Origin of the sequence: Burkholderia sp. MSHR3999 (assembly GCF_000833595.1) — a bacterium.
Classification (GTDB): domain Bacteria; phylum Pseudomonadota; class Gammaproteobacteria; order Burkholderiales; family Burkholderiaceae; genus Burkholderia; species Burkholderia ubonensis.
This window is the reverse complement of the sequence record NZ_JRFO01000001.1, coordinates 1,119,568-1,137,671: the sequence shown is the minus strand read 5'-3', so window position 1 is coordinate 1,137,671 and position 18,104 is coordinate 1,119,568. Positions and strand designations below refer to the sequence as shown.

21 protein-coding genes and 2 pseudogenes are annotated in these 18,104 nt (G+C 58.3%); 16 read left to right on the top strand and 7 right to left on the bottom strand.

Translation table 11 applies throughout. The features are described 5' to 3' along the window. The first annotated feature begins 62 nt into the window (after window positions 1–62). On the top strand, window positions 63–983 hold the full coding sequence (locus tag KY49_RS05500; RefSeq protein WP_042583687.1) for a LysR family transcriptional regulator: 921 nt from the start codon (window positions 63–65) through the stop codon (window positions 981–983). Between the two features lie 45 nt (window positions 984–1,028). On the opposite strand, the pseudogene KY49_RS38425 reads toward KY49_RS05500, so the two are convergent. From KY49_RS38425 to KY49_RS05470, 6 genes and pseudogenes are all read right to left on the bottom strand, one after another. Next, window positions 1,029–1,187 (bottom strand): annotated as a pseudogene (locus tag KY49_RS38425) (H-NS family nucleoid-associated regulatory protein); the annotation flags it as partial. Window positions 1,188–1,220: 33 nt separating this feature from the next. Then, entirely contained in the window at window positions 1,221–1,643 is a 423-nt protein-coding gene (locus tag KY49_RS36895; RefSeq protein WP_139253473.1) for a hypothetical protein, read from the bottom strand. A gap of 957 nt (window positions 1,644–2,600) precedes the next feature. After that, a complete protein-coding gene (locus KY49_RS35150) occupies window positions 2,601–2,933 on the bottom strand; it encodes an H-NS histone family protein (protein WP_407060675.1) in 333 nt (110 codons plus the stop codon). Between the two features lie 646 nt (window positions 2,934–3,579). After that, window positions 3,580–4,611, bottom strand: coding sequence for an extracellular solute-binding protein (locus KY49_RS05480; protein WP_042583684.1), 1,032 nt, complete (start codon window positions 4,609–4,611; stop codon window positions 3,580–3,582). Next, window positions 4,608–5,459 (bottom strand): annotated as a pseudogene (locus KY49_RS05475) (ABC transporter permease). Before KY49_RS05475 ends, KY49_RS05480 begins: the two are co-directional and overlap by 4 nt. After that, window positions 5,446–6,291, bottom strand: coding sequence for an ABC transporter permease (locus KY49_RS05470; RefSeq protein WP_060253560.1), 846 nt, complete (start codon window positions 6,289–6,291; stop codon window positions 5,446–5,448). Before KY49_RS05470 ends, KY49_RS05475 begins: the two are co-directional and overlap by 14 nt. 485 nt (window positions 6,292–6,776) lie before the next feature. On the opposite strand from KY49_RS05470, the gene KY49_RS05465 reads away from it, so the two are divergent. Beyond that, window positions 6,777–7,229: a GNAT family N-acetyltransferase gene (locus KY49_RS05465; protein WP_042583682.1), complete on the top strand. Its 453-nt coding sequence runs from the start codon at window positions 6,777–6,779 to the stop codon at window positions 7,227–7,229. A 16-nt stretch (window positions 7,230–7,245) separates the two neighbouring features. Further along, the gene (locus KY49_RS05460) at window positions 7,246–8,265 is read left to right on the top strand and encodes an AraC family transcriptional regulator (protein WP_042583681.1); all 1,020 of its coding nucleotides are present in this window, start codon (window positions 7,246–7,248) and stop codon (window positions 8,263–8,265) included. Between the two features lie 767 nt (window positions 8,266–9,032). On the opposite strand, the gene KY49_RS35145 is transcribed toward KY49_RS05460, so the two are convergent. Further along, complete coding sequence (locus tag KY49_RS35145) at window positions 9,033–9,482, bottom strand: DNA-binding protein (protein ID WP_197083551.1); 450 nt, start codon at window positions 9,480–9,482, stop codon at window positions 9,033–9,035. Window positions 9,483–9,742: 260 nt separating this feature from the next. Here KY49_RS35145 and KY49_RS05450 point away from each other — a divergent pair, with 260 nt between their 5' ends. The 13 genes from KY49_RS05450 (at window position 9,743) to KY49_RS05395 (ending at window position 18,086) form a co-directional block, all read left to right on the top strand. Continuing rightward, window positions 9,743–10,027, top strand: a complete 285-nt coding sequence (locus tag KY49_RS05450; RefSeq protein ID WP_042584575.1) for a helix-turn-helix domain-containing protein — start codon at window positions 9,743–9,745, stop codon at window positions 10,025–10,027. Window positions 10,028–10,111: 84 nt separating this feature from the next. Then, window positions 10,112–10,639, top strand: a complete 528-nt coding sequence (locus KY49_RS05445; protein WP_156162431.1) for a hypothetical protein — start codon at window positions 10,112–10,114, stop codon at window positions 10,637–10,639. After that, window positions 10,636–12,783 (top strand): Mu transposase C-terminal domain-containing protein, encoded by a 2,148-nt coding sequence (locus tag KY49_RS05440; RefSeq protein WP_042583678.1) that lies wholly within the window; start codon window positions 10,636–10,638, stop codon window positions 12,781–12,783. Before KY49_RS05445 ends, KY49_RS05440 begins: the two co-directional genes overlap by 4 nt. An 81-nt stretch (window positions 12,784–12,864) precedes the next feature. Continuing rightward, the gene (locus KY49_RS05435) at window positions 12,865–13,545 is read left to right on the top strand and encodes an ATP-binding protein (protein ID WP_269433261.1); all 681 of its coding nucleotides are present in this window, start codon (window positions 12,865–12,867) and stop codon (window positions 13,543–13,545) included. A 3-nt stretch (window positions 13,546–13,548) separates the two neighbouring features. Then, window positions 13,549–14,175: a hypothetical protein gene (locus KY49_RS05430; protein WP_042583676.1), complete on the top strand. Its 627-nt coding sequence runs from the start codon at window positions 13,549–13,551 to the stop codon at window positions 14,173–14,175. Further along, entirely contained in the window at window positions 14,162–14,491 is a 330-nt protein-coding gene (locus KY49_RS35140) for a helix-turn-helix domain-containing protein (protein WP_197083550.1), read from the top strand. Before KY49_RS05430 ends, KY49_RS35140 begins: the two co-directional genes overlap by 14 nt. Beyond that, a complete protein-coding gene (locus KY49_RS05425) occupies window positions 14,488–14,796 on the top strand; it encodes a hypothetical protein (protein ID WP_042583675.1) in 309 nt (102 codons plus the stop codon). The genes KY49_RS35140 and KY49_RS05425 overlap by 4 nt, the downstream gene beginning before the upstream one ends. A 60-nt stretch (window positions 14,797–14,856) precedes the next feature. Further along, entirely contained in the window at window positions 14,857–15,471 is a 615-nt protein-coding gene (locus KY49_RS05420) for a hypothetical protein (protein ID WP_042583674.1), read from the top strand. A gap of 41 nt (window positions 15,472–15,512) precedes the next feature. After that, entirely contained in the window at window positions 15,513–16,094 is a 582-nt protein-coding gene (locus KY49_RS05415) for a hypothetical protein (protein WP_231636341.1), read from the top strand. Then, window positions 16,087–16,704, top strand: a complete 618-nt coding sequence (locus tag KY49_RS05410; RefSeq protein WP_042583672.1) for a DUF3164 family protein — start codon at window positions 16,087–16,089, stop codon at window positions 16,702–16,704. Before KY49_RS05415 ends, KY49_RS05410 begins: the two co-directional genes overlap by 8 nt. Before the next feature lie 9 nt (window positions 16,705–16,713). After that, complete coding sequence (locus tag KY49_RS05405; protein WP_042583671.1) at window positions 16,714–17,172, top strand: hypothetical protein; 459 nt, start codon at window positions 16,714–16,716, stop codon at window positions 17,170–17,172. A 78-nt stretch (window positions 17,173–17,250) separates the two neighbouring features. Beyond that, entirely contained in the window at window positions 17,251–17,655 is a 405-nt protein-coding gene (locus KY49_RS05400) for a gp16 family protein (protein WP_042583670.1), read from the top strand. Beyond that, on the top strand, window positions 17,652–18,086 hold the full coding sequence (locus KY49_RS05395) for a Mor transcription activator family protein (protein ID WP_042583669.1): 435 nt from the start codon (window positions 17,652–17,654) through the stop codon (window positions 18,084–18,086). The genes KY49_RS05400 and KY49_RS05395 overlap by 4 nt, the downstream gene beginning before the upstream one ends. Window positions 18,087–18,104 lie beyond the last annotated feature (18 nt).

Here is an 18,104-nt window from a genome sequence, read left to right as displayed (position 1 = left end):
CGGGGTGTTGCGCTTTATCTCAACACCTGTCGTTATTGACAGTTGTTTTTTTGAGCATCGGAATGGAAATCCCGACCCAACGCCAATTGCTGTATTTCGAAGCGGTCATGGCTGAACGATCCTTTCGCAAGGCGGCGGACAAACTGCAGGTTGCGCCGTCCGAAGTGAGCCGCCAGATTCAGCGCCTCGAAAGCGAGACCGGCTTGCACCTTTTCGACCGCCATATCTCGGGCGTCGTCGCGACGGAACAGGCGGAATGCCTGCTTCGCTACCATCGCGGATGCGAAACGACTTACGAAGTGCTGCAAAGCGAACTGGATGCGCTGCGCTCGCTCACGACGGGATACGTCGCGATTTCCGCGAGCGAAGGTGTGATCCCTGCGCTGACGAATGAAATTCTGTGGGAATTCGGGCGGCGATATCCGGCCGTGCGCCTTTCATTGAATATTCGCGCGACCGGGGAAATCGTGGACGAGGTGCGCAAGGACATTGCGCATATCGGCATCGCCTATAATCCGCCGACTTCCGAGGGCATCCTGGTTCATCGCAGCGTCATCCATCATGTCGTTGCCGCGGTGCGACCGGATCACCCGTTGGCTTCGCACCCCGGGCCGATCACGTTCGGACGGGCGATCTCGTATCCGTTCGCCACCATGCCGCCGATGTATGGACTGGGCAGCACGATCGACATGCTGGCTCGCGGAGAGACCATGCGCTTTCAGCCGCGCCTGGTCGGCAATACGCTCGACATGCTGCGCCGGTTCGCGCTGGCGGGGATGGGCGTCGCATTTCTGACGGATTATTCGATCGCGACGGAAGTGGCCGAAGGCCGACTGGTCGGCAAGCGCATCGACCACCCGCTCCTCGGGCGCCAGAGTGTCCAGCTGCTGGTGAAAGCCGATCGGACGTTGCCCCATGCCGCGCAGATGCTTCTGCAATGCATCGAGAGCCGGATGGCGATCTTCGAGATGGGTGATGCGTGACTTCCGACGGTCAAATGGTTCGAACACACCGAAGCCGGTATTTCTCTACGCCAACGTGTGAATCAAAAACCTCTCCCGATCTTGTCCGGCAATCCAACGAGGTGTCCGTCCACGGCCACTCCAGACAGCGCCGGACGCAGGGTCTCGATATTTCGCCAGAGCCGGCGCGCGACGTCGAACCCGACGCGTCTTAAGCTGGATGCCGGAAAAGAATTTTGGCCCGGAGCAGACGACCAACTATGAACGCGGTGTCACAACGCAGCCAACACCAGTCGCTTGTTCGGAAGGCATCGAAATACAGGCGAATGCGCCGCCGTGATTGAATGACGAAACCGGCTGCCCGATGGATGCGTCGGCATCGCCCCTCATTAGGCTCAGAGATGCGAGGAAGTCCGTATTCGCTTTTTCATCCAAGCCCGGGTTCAGCATGTTATTGATCACGCCCACGGCACCGACAAAGCGCATCAGATTGACCGGATCGGATCGGTCCCCTACCACGCCAATCTTTGTAACCTTGCCAGCACCGTTGACGTAAAGGTGAATTCCAAGGCGGCTCTCGAAATGCCCATTCGCCAAATCGAGCTTCTTCAGTTCAGCTATCCCTCGCTGAAAACGCTCGTCATTAAGCGTTACTGCGATTCCATCCTTTGTCTTGCTCATCCGCTTGATCGTGTCATCCCCACCGGCTGTTGCCAGCTCATCGTACTGCTTTCGGAACGTTTCTGGTTTAAGGTCGGCCCAAACGTCTACTGACTGCGGCCGCGCGCTAACGTCCGATACTGCTGGCACATCAGGGCTGGACACTGACGATGCTGCAGGCGATCGGTCCGATTCCCCGCACGCAGTCAGAGCAACCACAATCGAACATGCCAACATCAACGCTTTCATGATTCCCCCGGTCATATGGTTTCGAATGATCTATTTAACAGTCTGACTCAGTCGCGCAACATACTGCAACTTCCAATTCAAGGCCAGGAGAAATGATGGCAGACACCCGAAGGCCAAGTCCCTGTTGCTTCTTGTCCCAATAGATAGTTTGCTGGCGTCCCGGCGCGCACCGATAGCCCGCGATTCTCTCGATCGTGAAATTTTCCTTTGTCACTTGTAATCCCCGTTCGCACCGCCGTGTAGGTGCAGTGCAGGGGAATTCTACGGATGTTGGCCAATTTCATTCAATGTCATGAAAAAGTGATAAACAAAAATATCAATTAATTTCAAATATTTGCGGGGTATTATGGAACTCGGTCCATCTTGGTCAATGTGGCAGCCTGCGGCCTTCTAAGCTGTAGGTCACATGTTCGAATCGTGTAGGGCGGGCCAGAATTTCCTGAAAGTCAACGAGTCGTGAATCGAGTGCACTGCTTGGTTGCACTCCGGTCGGCAGTGCGGAACTGCACTCACTCTGCTCGGAGTGTGCTCGCATTTGAGCTTGCTCGCGAGGTTGCATACCGATCCCGAAGTCAGCCTATTGACGAGAAAATTGCGCGCAGCCGATTCGTTCTGGCATTCAAGTACCGCTGTTTGGCGAGCAACTTAAGATTTGCTAACTGTCGAGCAGCGGTGCGGGCGAAGCATCTGACGCTCAAACGGTTCGAACGCACCGAAGCCTGTATTCTTCTATGTCGCCGTGTGAATCAAGAAATTTTCCCGATCTTGTCCGGCAATCCAACGAGGTGCCCGTCCACGTCCACTCCAGACAGCGCCGGACGCGGGGTCTCGATATTTCGCTTGCGCCGGCGCGCGACGTCTAACCCGACGAGTCTTACGTTGGATGTCGGCAAACAAGTCCCCCGGCTTCAAATCGAACTCAGCGATCACTTTCTGAATTTCCTCTATGACGCGCTGTACTTCATTTTTGCGCGCCAGTTCCGCCTGAACTTGAAGTGCACGTATCTTGGCTTTCAGGTCCCGGTAGGCAGTCATCTCAGTTCCTTTTGATTGTTCAATCATTTTTTCTAGTCGATTTGCGACCACTGCAATTCAATTAATTTCGCCATGCTTACTGCAATTAACTTAATGAATGCGGTGGTCGTGCGGAATAGAAAGCGCGATCGAGAGGGGAGATCGCGAACCGCCTGCGCTGAGAGCAAACTTGTCGCCGAAGACAGACGGGGCCAGCGACAGAGGCTAGTTGTTCATACGGGAATAGGCCAATCTGCTTGCTGCTTGAGGACTCGGCCGCATGCCGACCGCACAAGCGCTACGACAGCGGAATCTGGATGGCATTCTGGGCTTGAGCACCCAGAGCGATTTCAAAAGCGCGGTCGTTGCTCCCGCGCTCCAATGGCCATAAGGATGCTGTGTCCGCACCCACCTGCTCAACGGTCCCTGCGACCGACGATCGCATCCGGCGATTCGTGCCGATGGATGCACGGGGGCGCCTATGCAATGCGTTTCGTTCGGTCGATATTGTCGCAGTATACGGCCAGCCATGATGGTCTCTCGATGTGTATACGCCAAGGTCAGGTCGTAGGCGATGTTCGCAGCATCGTTTACGACCGCTTCGTCTCGAATTTCAACTTCTGACGCCTCGCTGCGCGACTTCTGCAAAATGCAGCGAGGCTTCGATCAGGAAGTCAGCAATCTCAAGCGCGTCTCATTGATTTCCCTTCAACTTCAGCCAGACTTTGTTGCGTAGCTGAATCGCCGCGGGCGAGCACATCTTGTACGGCTTGAGCCGATCCTTGTATTGCTCGGGCGTCTTGATCGCGGGATTGTTCAGCAAGGCGGGATCGATGTAGCGCTCCGACCCGACGATCTCGTTGCTGTACCGTAGCGCGTTCGTCACCAGCGCGATGTTTTCAGGCCGCATCATCCAGTCGACGAACTTGTAGGCCGATTCGACGTTGCGCGCCTTTGCCGGAATGAGCAGGCTGTCCATGAACAGCCGGATGCCCTCTTTCGGATAAACGAACTTGATGGTCGTCAGACGATCCTGCGCGCGCGCAGCAGCGCCGTTCCAGACGTGCTGAACGGTGATTTGCCTGGAGGCGAGACGGTCGATCGTTCCGTCGTTGCTGTAGGTCTTCACGAAGGGCTTCTGCTTCTGCAGGACGTCGAGCACGCGCTTCGCGTCCTCTGGACGCTCCGTGCATTCATCCTGTCCCAGATACCAGCTCGCGGCCATATACAGTTCCTCCTCGACGTCCAGATCGCCGATCTGGCCGCGCAGCGCCTCGGGAGGCTCGAAAAAGGATTTCCAGCTGTCGTCGAGCCGGCCGCCCGGCACACGCGCGCTGTCATACGCAAACCCGGTCAGGACAACCGTAAAGGGCATCGCGTAGTCCCGCTGAGGATCGAATGCCGGATGACGGTATTCCGGCTTGATGTTCGCGATATTCGGCAACTTGCTCTTGTCGAGCTTGAGCAACAGGCCTGATTTCACCAGCACCGGGACGTAATAGTCGCCGGCCACCACGACGTCGTAGCCGCCCCCCCCCGCTTGCAGCTTCTGGGTCAGCGCGGCATCGCTTGCATAGGTGTCGAGTGTCGTCTCGATACCGGTATCTGCCTGGAACTTCTTGAGCAAGTTCGCAGGCAGGATGCCCGGCCAGCTTCCGATATGAAGCTCGGCGGCCTGCGTCGTGACAGCGGCAAGGAGCAACATCGCCCCGATTGTTTTTTTCATACCGTTCCTATCGCTTGGAGATTCGAGTGGTTTATTTCGGACTGCTTGGCCATGGATCTTCTTTTACCTCGCGCACCGATGATCCAGACCGCCATCAGTTGTATCGTCGAAAGGCCGATGACGACGGTCGAGACGGCACTGACCTTTGGCGTGATGCCGAGCTTCAATGCACCGAAGATGTACATCGGCAACGTGGTCATGCCGGCGCCGGCGAGAAAGTAGCTGGTGACGTAATCATTCATCGACGCGACAAACGACAGCAGCGCCCCTGCGACGATGCCGGGCAGAGCCAAAGGCACGGTGATTTGCCGAAAGGCAGCCCAGGGCGTGGCCGACAGGTCCGCGGCGGCCTCGAGCAAGGTGCGATCGATCGTCTTGAGCCTGGCTTTGATCGGCAGGTAGGCAAGCGGCACACTGAACACCACATGTGCAAACAGAACGGCGCCGAATCCAAGCTCGGTCTCGAACATCGAGAACAGCATCATGGTCGCGATCGCCAGCACGATTTCGGGTATGCCAAGCGGAAGCGCGATGACGAGTCCTGCCGGGTCGAGACCGTGCCGATCGCTTCTGGACCACTAGGCGGCCGCCGCACTCGTCGCGAGCGTGGTGGAGAACACCATCGACGCCAACGCCAGCAAAAGTGAATTCTTCGCAGCACGAACCAGAGTCGGATCGGACCACGCGTCGACGTAACCCCGAATACCGAACCCGTCCCATATGAGGGCAGACGGACCGACGTTGAAGCTCATCCCTATCACGGTCAGCATCGGCAGATAGAGGAACAACAGCACTGCGCATGCGATTGCCCCGGTCAACGGAAACCGGCGCAGTTCACGCGAACTCATGAACACGCTCCTGTCGTTGAAGAAGGGAACCCAGTCGAGACACGAGCATGGCCAGAAGCACAATGGCGAGCAGCGCAAACGACATGGCGGCGCCCAAAGGCCAATCCCGTCCGCCGGCGAACTGGAAGTCGATCAGGTTGCCGATCATGAAAGCATGGTTGCCGCCGAGCAGGCCCGGGATCGTATAGGAACCCAGTGCGGGAACGAAGACGAGCCCTACCCCGGCCATGATGCCCGGACGGCAGCACGGTACGACGACATGGACCAGTGCGGCCGGCTTGTTGGCTCCCAGATCGTAGGCAGCTTCGAGCAGCCGCCAGTCGAAATCATCGAGCGCCGCGAAAATCGGCAGGATCATGAACGGCGTGAACGCATAGACGAGGCCGATCACCGTCGCGAGATCCGTGTAGAGCAGGCCGAGCGTCCCTTGCATGAGACCCGCCCGGCTCAATATCTGGTTCAGCAAGCCGTTGTCTGCAATGACGATAATCCATCCATACATCTGGACGACAACGCAGGTCCAGAACGGAATCGTAATCAGGATCAACAGCGCGGCCTTCCACTTCCGCGAGCGCGTCGCCATGAACAGTGCCGTCGGGAATCCGATCAGCAGACATCCCGCTGTGGTCAGGAGGGCCATGGTCATCGACCGGGCAAAAATGGCGAGATAGCCCCGCTGAAGGACAAGCGAACCATCCCAGTCCCGATCGAAGACAACCCGCTCGTACGCCCGAGCAGTGAAGTCGCCCCACGCGACGCCGCCGAAGTCGAGCGGTGCGCTGAGCGAGACCACTGCCAGGACGATCATGGGAAGAACAACACCTGCGCCCATGACGAGCACCGCCGGGTTATACATCTTCGGCCATGATTTCAGCAGGTGGACTATGGGGACTTGGCGCACTACCCACTACCTCAAATCAGTCGGTTCGATCGGCAGGAAGCGTATCAAATCGACTGCGCCATTTATAGGGGTTGCCCGTGCCGTTCGCGCCAATGTGTTACCCGTGAGCGCCAATGTCATTATAAATTTGGCGATCGTCATTTTTTATTCAACTATTGCAATTATAGAAATGCTCGCATTCGTGCCATTTGGGTCGATACAGGAATATTTAAGCGTTGGCCAATCACCACGGTCACAGGGATACCGCGCCGCACACCGACGCCCGGCTGACGCCCCATGCGGCGCCAAACAGCTTTGCCGATGGGCCGCCTGCCCGGTGGCGTCATGATCGTTGGCGGATTTAAAAAAATCGTGAGATAGTTGCCTAAGTCGCACCACGCATATTTCATATAACGAGATGAGAGACGATACCGAATATGGCCATTGCTGAGAAGCTGGAATACCGCAGGATGACTGAGCGCGACATCGGCGCTTTTTACGACGTGCGATTCTCCGTGAGCGAGAATAGAATCCACCCCCACCAGGTTCACCTGCTCAACCGCAACCTCTTGATCGAGAAAATCAGGCAGGGAGGCGGCTGGATTTGTGAATGTCGTGATGAGGCGGTCGGGATCTGTCTGCCGGTCATCACCGAAAAGCCGTTCATCACCGCGTTGTTTGTGAAGCCGTCATTCCATGGCGCCGGCATCGGCCGCGAGCTGCTCGACCGTGCGCTGACATGGTTGAAGGAAAAGGGCGTGGCGCAAGTCACGCTCGTGACCGATCCGGGCTCGCGAGCGGATGGCTTCTACCAGCGTCTAGGGTGGAAGCGCGGCGAACTGGACGAGTATGGATGCCAGGTCGTGTTTACGAAGTCGCTAGGGAATTAGACATCCAAGGAGCCGAATGAAGCCGGTAGCCGACGTGAGTCACCGCACTGCAGCGCAACGTCCAGCGCCGCTTCACACCATCTTCATCACGCTCGACTTCATGAAGCGTATGGGGGTTCCCGCCGACGTCTTGCTGAGAGGCACGGGCATTTCTCCCTCGGACGTCGAGCGGCCCAATGCAATGGTGACGCATGCACAGGAAATGGTGCTGTTTGCGAATGCACTCGAGGCGACCGGCAACACGGCGATCGGGCTTCATATCGGAAACGCGATCCCGGTGACGTCGTACGGCCTGCGAGCCCACGCGATGCTGGTGAGCCCGACGTTGGGTGACGCGCTGCGCCTGGGCTTCGAGCATCCGTTGCTGGGGATCAGCTACTTCAGAATGAGGATAACGACAAAGGGCGATGTGGCCAGAATTACGGTTGGCGGCTACACCTATCGCGCGGACCTCCTTGTTTTGAATACCGATATGGTTTTTACCGCCATTCGTCGGGAAATGCGCGATCTGATCGGGAAATATCCGGAATTTCTTAGAATAGGGTTTACTTTTCCGGAACCGCTGCATTCGGAATCTTACGGAGCCTATTTCGACTGCCCAATCGAATTCAATTCCAGCGAAAGTTTTATTGAGTTTGATCGGTCGATACTTGAAATCGAGCTTCCGCTCGCACACCCGATAGAATTCGAATTGGCAAAAAAGGCGTGCTCGAAGCGCGAATTCGAACTGGCGCACTGGGTCCCGTCCGACCTTATCGGGCGGCTACTCGGCCTGATGTATGAATACCCCGCGTGCCAAGACGTCGCCGAATTTTCCAGACAGCTCGGGTTCTCGCTGCGCAGCTTGCAGCGAAAGCTTCAGGAAATGGGAACGTCGTTCAGCGCCATGCACAACCTTGTTCGTCGAGATCTGACATCGCAATATCTCGCCAAAAAGGAATATTCGATCAAAGAGATCGCAGCGCGATTGGGGTACAAAAATACATCCGCATTCAGCCGGGCGATGAGACGGTGGTCGAAAGGTGCGACTGAATGAGCAATGGCTCGAAGCTGCAAATTGCCCGTCAGCCCAGCGCCACATCCCCTTGTCTGCAACAAGCGCGCACTGCGTAGAGCGCCAACTGCATACGACTGCTCGTCTGACTATGGGGTGGTGCTCGTTTTGTCACAACGAACGGAAGGCAGGAAAACACCGAAAAGTCACGCGGGGCGCGGCTCTCCGACATCCATTGCACGAAGATCAGCGCAAAACGGTTTCGCTAAGGTGAGCGCGAAATGAGCACTTTTCGCGCAATTTTTGACATGAAAATGAGCGCGGACTGGGCGCTTCGTAAGAAGCAATCCTGCGGTCGTCTGCCAAGCCGTACCGCCAGCATCGCTTAGGCCCCTTCTCTTACCTGAACAGATCCCGCGCACGGCTCGCGCACAGGGCCAAACGTTTGCGCACGAGCGCCATCGACCACGATCGAATTCGGGAGCGTCGATCCCGCCGACCAACACAATCCATGGCCGGACAATTCATGGCCGCCCGCTCAAAATCTTCGACTTGACACGACAATGGCCCGACCGGATCAACCGCCAAGCTATCGGCAGTCTCCAGCGCCGGAAGCAGCTCCTCAATCAACTTCGTCAACGCTTCGTAGTCCCCGAACCTCTTGTCTCGTAGTAGTTGCCTATACATCCCTTATATTCCCGGTAGTTATTTGTCCGACTATTACATGGGCGCGACGGACATATAACGATGGCCGAAATAACGGGGTTAACGCTACTGTCGACGTTAACAGTCAGCCCAGCCTTACAGGATCAGCCTACCTTCTTCAGCATGTCTTCAAGCTTCTCCCGAGACACCGAGCCTTCCTTCTGGAAGTAGCTGAAAAGCAGAGCAATCAGCGCTGCCTCCTTTTCAGCACCAATATCTAACTTATTGTTTTTTATCCAATTTTTCACCCCAAGGGCGATCGCTTCGACAATTTCAGCATCGCCCATCTCGGTTTGCGCGAGCAACCGTTCGATCTTTTTGCCCGCGATTTCGTTGAGTACAAGCGGTCGTTTGGATTTCGGCGATGTGCTAGCCGCCGACCCGGCCAAGTACGCCGCAGGTACTTCATACATTCGCCGCGTCCCACCCACCCCCGTCCGCTCTTCATAGCGCCATCCTTCGCTCTCTGCCCTGGCGATGATTGCGCTCTTCGACTTCGGCAGGCCTGGTAGTCCCAGCCTCGCAATTTCGCTTGCCGCATACAGACGCTTCACTGAACACTCCACGCTCAAAAAGTGTTTTCCTCGCGCAACACTTAGGAAGACACCTAACACTCAAGAAAATTCTTTATAAAACAACGACATATGCCAGCGCTCTCAGTCGATCCGCTCGGGCCAATCTCGGTGAAAGCGTTAAGCCTCAAGTGTTTGTTGACCGAACGCTTGAGAACACTTAGACTCCGTTAAAACTGACGTTTGGGACTAACGCCCCCAACAAAATCCGGCCTAGGCCGGATGCTCATTTGGAGTTGACCATGCAAACCGTACATGCAGAAGGCATGCATCGGGCCGACATCAAGGCCCTCATCTACAAGAAGGGGCAGACGATGTCCGGCATCGCGCGCACCTTCGGAATTTCCGAATCCAGCGTCCGCAATGCACTGATCCGCCCCGTATTGTCTGGCGAACTTGCGATCAGCGAGTTCGTCGAGGTTCCGCCCCACAAGTTATGGCCCGAGCGATGGACCGTCGATGGTCGTCGCATCCGCCCCCGTTACCGACACAAGTATATCGGGGCCGAAACAGGGCCGGTCCGCTAATCCGCGGCGCTAATTCTATTGAAGAAGCTTGCAGCTTTGAAATAGTAACTGAATCGAAGTGTTCTGAACCGTACGAACCGTTCTATGAGTACCCGAAAATTCAAACGTAACGCATCGCCTGTAGCAGATCGGCAGCTGGCGTTGAACTTCGATGTGTTCGCTATCGAGACAGCCGAAGGAACTGTTGCGGCAAGCGGCGAAAGTGTTCTGGATGCGTCAATTCGCAAATCCCTCGCTCTGGTGATGGATCGGGCCGTGCCGAGGGGCCTGTCACGCGGACGGATCGCGGATCGCATGAGCGAATTGCTCAATCGCACGATTAGCAAAACCCAACTGGATCAATGGGCGGCACCTAGTCAAACCGATCGCCGCGTTCCGGTCGACGCTTTGATGGCGCTGATGATGGCCTGCGACGACTACGGCCCGCTTGAGCTGCTGGCTCATCACGTCGGTCGAAAAGTGCTTACGACCGATGAAGCACTGTGTGCCGAGTTCGGCGCGATGGCCGTGCTTGATCGACACATTCGAGCGAAACAAAAGGCTATCGAGGGGCAAATGGACGAAAAGCTCCTTGGCCAAGTGATGAGCCGAATCAAACGGGCCTCGGTATGACTCCCACTATCAAAACACACTACAGTTCGTCCGAACTGCTCGCGTACAAAGTGCCCGGACTGCCAACATCAAAGGTCGCGTTACTCGCTAAGGCCGACCGCGAAAGTTGGGTCTACCGAGAGGTGAAGGGGATCGGAGGAATACGCAGAGAATTTCAACCACCTATCGAGGTGCAAGATGAAATTCGCCGCCGAGCTGCCTGCGCGCTCGTTAGCACGGCGACGACCGAACGCACGCTTCCTGTGCAGCGCGGACAGCAGCTCGATCTCATCAGCACCGACTCGCAGCGCCTGCGTGCCGAGGCGCGCAAGGGCATCCTGACGACGATCGAGCGCCTGATGGCTCAGTGCAACGTGTCCCGCGAAGCCGCGATGACGACCTTGCTCACGCAGGCGAAAGCCGGCACGCTCGACGATCACCTCGTCATGATGCTGCGCGCCGCGCGCGACGAGCGCGGCCGTAAGGGCGACGGTTTCCCGAGCATTCGTACGCTGAAACGCTACCTCGGCCTGTCGAAAATTGGCTCACTCGCGCCGAAGAAGGCCCGTGCGGAGTTCGCGGTGCCGGCATGGGCTGCGCCTTTCCTGGCGTTCTATCAGGTGCCGCAAAAGCCATCCGTCGAACACGCCTACAGCCTGTTCGTCGACGCCTACCGCGCCCGCGCTCTCGATTGGAGCTTCCCGTCGATTCATCAGGTACGCCGGTTCCTCGGCAAGCTCGGCAACGTGTCGCGCGAAGTCGGCCGCATGGGACCGCGCGAGCTGAAGAACATCCGGCCGTTCATCCGGCGCACCTTCGACAAGCTGCAGCCGAATGACGTCTGGAGCGGCGACGGTCACGCGTTCGACGCCGAGGTGCAACACCCGCTCCACGGCCGTCCGTTTCGCCCGGAAATCACGCCCATTGTCGACATCGCCACGCGGCGCGCGGTTGGCTTTTCGGTTGCGCTGGCCGAGTCCGCTATCGCCGTACTCGACGCCATTGGCAACGCCGCCATTCACAACGGCTTGCCCGCGATTTTTTACGTCGACAACGGCTCCGGTTACGACAATGCGCTGCTCAAGGACGAGGCGACCGGCTTGAAGGGGCTGCTCGGGTTCGAAGTCGCCCACTCGCTGCCCTACAACTCGCAAGCGCGCGGTGTCGTCGAGCGGTTGCACAAGTCCGTATGGGTCCGGGGCGCGAAGGAGCTGCCGAGCTACATTGGCGCGCAGATGGACCGTGAAGCAAAGCAGACGCACTTTAAGATCACGCGCGACGCGATCAAGAAAGGCGGCGCGCTGCCGCTGATCGGTTGGGAAACGTTCATCCAGTTCTGCAAGGATCAGGTCGCCGCGTACAACGCACGCCCGCACAGCACGCTGCCGAAGATCAACGATCCGGTGACCGGCAAGCGCCGCCACATGACGCCGGACGAAAAGCTGGCTGAGTTTCGCGCGAAGGGATGGGAGCCGGTCACGCTCACTGAGGCCGAGGCACAACACGTGTTCCGGCCGCGTATCGAACGCACGGTGCGGCGCGGCGAGATCCAGCTTTTCAACAACCGCTACTTCAGCGGCCTGCTCGAAGAGTTCCACGACGAAACGGTGCACGTCGCCTATGACATCCACGACGCGAAGCACGTGTGGGTTCATCACCCGGACGGCCGCTTCATCTGCAAGGCGGAATTCGGCGCGAACGAACGGCACTACTTCCCGATGTCGTTCGTCGAGCAGGCTCGCGACAAGCGCGCGGACGCTCGCCTCAAGCGAATCGATGCGCGTCGTGACGAGATCGAGGCAGAACGTCGGGGCCATGCGGCACTGCCGATGGAAACGCCTGATGTGCTTGAGATTCCGGGCATCGGTCGGATCTCGCGAGAGGCGCTGCACGCCCGCGTCGTTGACATGCCAGCCGCCGACCCGGAGCCGATCGCCATCACGCCTCCAGCGCAACACGTTGCGGAAGTCATCGACATGCCCGAAACAGCGTCGCAGCGGTTTGCTCGCTGGCTCGCACTGGATCAACGTATTTCTAACGGGGAGGCGATCGAGAAAGCCGAAGACCTGAAGTTCTACAGCCTGTATCTGAAGAGCAAAGAATTCACGGCGCAGAAGCGCCGTGCGGAAGAAACTGGCGAGTTGCCGCTCGCCAGCCACATGTAAGACCAAACAGGGCGAATAATGACACAACACGATCTAAACAGTAAATCCATCGGGGCCATCGCGCAAATCGCCAACCTCGGCATGTGCGAAATCGCGATCGAGCGCGCGGTATCACGCAGCGCGAACCTGCCGGGCCTCGTTTGCTTCTACGGCCCGTCCGGTTGGGGCAAGAGCATGGCGGCGAACTTCGTCGCGAACACGCGTCGCGCCCGCTACGTGCAGGCGAAATCGGTCTGGACGAAAAAACACTTCCTGAAGGCGGTGCTGTTCGAGATGGGCATCAAGCCGGCCGCGACCATTCCGGAGATGGCCGACCAGGTCGCCGAGGAGCTGGCAGCGAGCGGCCGGCCGCTCGTTATCGACGAAATGGATCACCTCGTCGATCGCAATGCGGTAGAGCTGGTGCGCGACCTGTACGAATCGAGCCAGGCCCCGATCCTGATGATCGGCGAGGAAGGTCTGCCGAACAAGCTCAAGAGATGGGAGCGGATGCACGGTCGTGTGCTTGCATGGGTGCCGGCGCAGCCTGTCACCATCGAAGACGCCCACAAGCTGCGTCCACTTTACTGCCCGAACGTCGACGTTGCCGAAAACCTGCTCGCGAAGCTTGTCGAGCTGTCGCACGGCTCGGTGCGCCGCGTGTGCGTGAACCTGGAGCGCATTCAGGAAGAAGCCATGGTGCAAGGACGCGACGACATGGACCTCGCGTCCTGGGGCAAGCGCGAGCTGTACACCGGCGAAGCGCCGAAGCGGAGGGTCTGACGGATGCCACGCAAACCCGCACATCTGGAACTGACTGGCGGCAAAGGGCCGCGCCAGCGCGTATGGGAAGCCATCCGCAGCCAGGCCGACGATTTCACGGCACACGCTGTCGTGCGCGCATCGAACATCGACAAGCCGACAGCGCAGACCTACCTGCAAGCGCTGGAGCGCGGCGGATTCATCGAATCTGTCGGCGAGCGCAAGGCAATTGGCGATCGGAAGCATTACAAGCTCGTCCGCGATACGGGTGTCGAAGCGCCTCGCCTGGACCGGCAGGGCCAGCCCGTGATGCAGTCGCGCGGTAACGAGAACATGTGGCGCACGATGCGCATCATGGGCGAGTTCTCGCCGCGTGAACTGGCGTTGCGCGCGTCGACGCCCGACGTATCGGTTTCGGATTCGGCAGCGCAGTCGTATGTCAAATGCCTCGCGCATGCCGGCTATCTAACGGTTGTTGATCCGGGCCACGCATACATCCGTGGCAAGGGGGCGAAGCAGGCGCGCTACCGCCTCCTGCCGTCTAAGTACACAGGGCCGCGTCCGCCGATGATCCAGCGCACAAAGGCAGTCTACGACCCGAACCTTGGGAAGATCGTATGGCAAGAGGAGCCGGACCATGACGCTTGCTGACCGCTGGTTCACCTTGCTGCGCGAGGCGGTATCCGTGTCGTCGCAATCTGACGTCGCGCGCAAGCTGGATCTGTCCCGCACGACCATCTCTCTCGTGCTTTCCGGGAAGTATCCGGGCAAGACCGACCGTGTGGCCGCACGCGTTCTGCGCGTCTTCGGCCAAGTGAAATGCACGCATACCGCCGAGCTGGTGACGCCGACGGTATGCCTGGATTTTGCCGCGCGCCGGCCGCCGGTGAATAACCCGCTCGCTCTGTCGCACTGGCGCACATGCCAGACCTGTCCACATCGCCCTGCTAAAGGAGAGTCCAAATGACGCTGAGTGCTAATGCGGTCAACCCGGCCGTGCCACCGATCAACCAGATCATGCAGTTGACAGCACTGCGCATCGCGGCGGCCATCGAGACGCTGACCGAGAAAGGCTTCGTGGTCATCGGCATTGAGTTTTCGAACCACTCGAAGCCAACGATCCAGGTGCAGAACTGCGCGGCTTGCGCCGAGCTGATCACCAACGGCGAAGCCACCTACTACCGAACGGGTGTTTCCGGTGTCACCCGATACCGCACGGGCCAATTCAAGATCGGCGACGTGCGCGTGCTTTGGACTGAGAGGGGAAACTGACAGACTGAATCGGTTTTGACAAAAGCTTCGCAAAACAATCCCATAGATTAGGAGTGCAATATGAATAGCAAATTGGCCGGGGTACTCGTCGCGGACCCGGACGCCTTCGAAACGGTTCCCGAGCTGCGTCGCGAGCTGCAGAATGCGAATGATCGTCTGCGTCGACTTGCAGTCGATCTGCAGAGGCAGGACATCATCGGTAGTCAGCTTGCCGGCTTACTCAACCGAGTGCTGATGCAACACCTGCGAGGCGATCACCGGGGCGTTGCTGCGATTCTTGAGGCGCATCTCGCGGCCAACCAACGCCTGCGCGAGACGCTTGAGGAAACCAACGAATCAAACGAGATCCTGCAGATCCTGCAGTGGGGATCAGTCGCTCACGGCGAGAAACAGCAGGAACCGCTCCCTCCGTATAACTGCGAAGGCGACGATCCTTGGTCGAACAAGACTGAAGGCGAATTGCGCCAGGCGCTCGACATTGCAAATCGGTCCGGTGTCAACACGGTATCCGAATTGAACGCGGTCAATCGACTGTTGGCCGACGTGACTGCAGAGGTTTCGAAGATCGTCGTTGCTCACATCAAAGGTGATCGCGATGCTGTAACCCAAGCGGTAACGACGTTTTGCGAGAAGCGCGTCGTAGTGATGGGCGACAAACACCGGAAGGTGCACTGATGCCGTTGCCACAACTCTCCTGCCCGAACTGCCGCGCAGTGATGAGCCTCGACGTGCTGCTCGCGGATGATGCACCTCGCGAGGCTCTCAACGCGATCGTCGATGCGCATCCGGCCGGCGAGACGTTCATCAAGCCGCTGCTGCGCTACATCAGTCTGTTCGCCCCGTCGAAGAGCCAGATGAGCCATTCGCGCATTGCTGCGCTGATTAGCGAACTGGCACCGATGATCCGAGCCGCACAAATCGAACGCAACGGTCGTACTTGGCCGTGCCCGATCGATTACTGGCGCCTAGGCTTCGAACACATGCTCGCCCAACGCGATCTCGGGCGCATCAAGCTTCCCCTTAAGAGCCACGGGTATCTGCTCGAGGTGCTCGCCGGCTTTTCTGACAAGGCCGAGTCCCGTGCCGAGACACATCTGGAACGGCAACGCCAGGGACATGCCGGTCTTGGCACGCCCGAGGCCCGAACATCGCCGGCCGCTGCCGTGCCCGCTGTTGTCGCGGCAGCTGAGTCCGGCAGTCGCCAGATCACGCCAACGATCAAAGAGAGCCTCAACACGCTGAGACGGCTTACGAAAGAAATCAATCAGTTTTCGAAGGAAGGAAAAATCCATGACTGAACAGCATATTCCGGCCGGCTACGTGAAAGACGCACGCGGTCGTCTCGTCCCGAAATCTCTGGTCACGCCGATCGACCAGCTGCGCGACCAGACGATCACGTCGCTGATCGACGAAGCGAAGCGCCTGCAATCGGCGATGGCCGAGTTCAAGGCCCGCGCATTCGGGGACATCGCAGCTTTCGTCGAAACCAGCCACGAACAATACGGCGTCAAGGTCGGTGGCGCGAAGGGAAACATTTCCTTGGTCACGTTCAACGGTCAGTACAAGATCGTTCGGCAGATCGCAGAACACCTCCAGTTCGACGAACGCTTGCAGGCAGCGAAAGAGCTGATCGACGAATGCCTGCGTGAGTGGACTGAAGGCAGCAACGACAAAGTAAAGGTGCTGATCAATGAGGCGTTCCAGGTCGACAAGGAAGGCAACGTAAACACCGGGCGCATTCTCGCACTGCGTCGCCTGGCGATCGACGACCCGAAATGGACGAAGGCGATGCGTGCGATTGTCGACAGTATCCGCATCACGGGCAGCAAGCCGTACATCCGACTCTACGAGCGCATCGAGGACACCGAGGAGTATCGCGCGATCAGCCTCGACCTCGCCGCGATCTAGGGAGGCCCCATGTCGAAACTGTCGAAGGAAGAGATTCAGCGCATCGACACCGAGCTGTCGTTCCCGTTCGGCTGCGTTGTACTTCGCTGTGATGGAAACACCATCACGATCCAGGTGCAGCGGACGAAGCCGCGCCGGTACGACCTCATGGTCTACGTGAACGGTTGGTTTCGGATGAGCTACCTGAAGGAGGCCGCGCCCGAGCATCGCTTCTACCGGCCGGTGAAGTTCTGCGCATACAAGCCGTCCGAGCGAGCAAAGATCGAAAAACAGTTCGGGAAACGGAATGCACGGAAGTACTTTCCGAACCTGGACAAGACGTCAACGTACTATATGCCGTCGTGGAACACGCCGAGCACGATGCTTCGTCACTTCGCCCGAGTTTGCGAGACGGTCACGCTCGTTTCGGTGGGCGTAGCTGTCAATACGTCCACCGACATCACCGCGCAGGAGGCCGCTAATGTCTGACATGGTCATCATCGTGATCGGTATCGTGTTCCTGATCTGCCTGTGCCGTCGAGAGCTGCGTCGCTGGTGGGGGTCGTAATGCTGATCGCAAAAACAACGATAGCGAAAATCCACATCGCAAAGCAGCAGCTCGCGATGACCGACGACGAATACCGCACGGTGCTTCGCAGCGTCGCCGGCGTCAGCTCGTCGAAAGAGCTGACGCCGGAAGGCGCGCACAAGCTGCTGAAGCACTTTGAGCGTTGCGGATTCAAGCCGAAGCGGGATGCCGGACACCGACCGAACGTTTCGCGGTTGCGCGCTGCGCAAATGAGGAAGATCGAGGCGCTGCTCGCCGATGCGGGCCGACCGTGGGATTATCTCGGCGGCATGGTGAAGCGAATCTGCAAAGTCGACGCGATAGAATTTTGCGACGATGCGGCGCTCGGAAAACTGATCGCTGCGCTGCAGTACGATGCCAATCGTCGCGCGAGGCCGGCATGAATCTCGGCGATGTCGAGCACCTGCTGCCGCGCACCGCGCGCACGTTGATCGCGGTCATCGGTCTGCCGGCGACGAACGCGCTCATTCGTGCGATGCCAGGCGTGGTATTTCCGGTTCCGAAGCGCAAGACCCGTTCAGGCGAAGCCCGGTTCGAGGAGCTGGCAGAGGTGATCGGCGTCGAAGCGGCAGAGAAGCTCTGCAAACACTTTGGTGGCGAGTCACTGGACATACCGACATGCCGCGACGCGGTGCGCGAAATGTTCCACCGACAACTGCGTAGCGAGTTCGACCAGATCACACGCGCGCATAGCGCAGTGTTCGCTGTGTCAAGGTTGGCAGCTTCGCACCGCATGTCTAGCCGCCAGATATGGCGCATTTTGAAAATGCCAGACAAGGATTCCGTGCATGTGGAACAAATGAACTTATTCTAGAAGAGATATTTATCGTGA

Bases quoted from the DNA above. Each gene is read 5' to 3' on its own strand.
- KY49_RS05500 (WP_042583687.1), top strand. From the start codon at position 63: ATGGAAATCCCGACCCAACGCCAATTGCTGTATTTCGAAGCGGTCATG.
- KY49_RS36895 (WP_139253473.1), bottom strand. From the start codon at position 1,643: ATGAGCAAGACAAAGGATGGAATCGCAGTAACGCTTAATGACGAGCGT.
- KY49_RS35150 (WP_407060675.1), bottom strand. From the start codon at position 2,933: ATGATTGAACAATCAAAAGGAACTGAGATGACTGCCTACCGGGACCTG.
- KY49_RS05480 (WP_042583684.1), bottom strand. From the start codon at position 4,611: ATGAAAAAAACAATCGGGGCGATGTTGCTCCTTGCCGCTGTCACGACG.
- KY49_RS05470 (WP_060253560.1), bottom strand. From the start codon at position 6,291: ATGGGCGCAGGTGTTGTTCTTCCCATGATCGTCCTGGCAGTGGTCTCG.
- KY49_RS05465 (WP_042583682.1), top strand. From the start codon at position 6,777: ATGGCCATTGCTGAGAAGCTGGAATACCGCAGGATGACTGAGCGCGAC.
- KY49_RS05460 (WP_042583681.1), top strand. From the start codon at position 7,246: ATGAAGCCGGTAGCCGACGTGAGTCACCGCACTGCAGCGCAACGTCCA.
- KY49_RS05450 (WP_042584575.1), top strand. From the start codon at position 9,743: ATGCAAACCGTACATGCAGAAGGCATGCATCGGGCCGACATCAAGGCC.
- KY49_RS05445 (WP_156162431.1), top strand. From the start codon at position 10,112: ATGAGTACCCGAAAATTCAAACGTAACGCATCGCCTGTAGCAGATCGG.
- KY49_RS05440 (WP_042583678.1), top strand. From the start codon at position 10,636: ATGACTCCCACTATCAAAACACACTACAGTTCGTCCGAACTGCTCGCG.
- KY49_RS05435 (WP_269433261.1), top strand. From the start codon at position 12,865: ATGTGCGAAATCGCGATCGAGCGCGCGGTATCACGCAGCGCGAACCTG.
- KY49_RS05430 (WP_042583676.1), top strand. From the start codon at position 13,549: ATGCCACGCAAACCCGCACATCTGGAACTGACTGGCGGCAAAGGGCCG.
- KY49_RS35140 (WP_197083550.1), top strand. From the start codon at position 14,162: ATGACGCTTGCTGACCGCTGGTTCACCTTGCTGCGCGAGGCGGTATCC.
- KY49_RS05425 (WP_042583675.1), top strand. From the start codon at position 14,488: ATGACGCTGAGTGCTAATGCGGTCAACCCGGCCGTGCCACCGATCAAC.
- KY49_RS05420 (WP_042583674.1), top strand. From the start codon at position 14,857: ATGAATAGCAAATTGGCCGGGGTACTCGTCGCGGACCCGGACGCCTTC.
- KY49_RS05415 (WP_231636341.1), top strand. From the start codon at position 15,513: ATGAGCCTCGACGTGCTGCTCGCGGATGATGCACCTCGCGAGGCTCTC.
- KY49_RS05410 (WP_042583672.1), top strand. From the start codon at position 16,087: ATGACTGAACAGCATATTCCGGCCGGCTACGTGAAAGACGCACGCGGT.
- KY49_RS05405 (WP_042583671.1), top strand. From the start codon at position 16,714: ATGTCGAAACTGTCGAAGGAAGAGATTCAGCGCATCGACACCGAGCTG.
- KY49_RS05400 (WP_042583670.1), top strand. From the start codon at position 17,251: ATGCTGATCGCAAAAACAACGATAGCGAAAATCCACATCGCAAAGCAG.
- KY49_RS05395 (WP_042583669.1), top strand. From the start codon at position 17,652: ATGAATCTCGGCGATGTCGAGCACCTGCTGCCGCGCACCGCGCGCACG.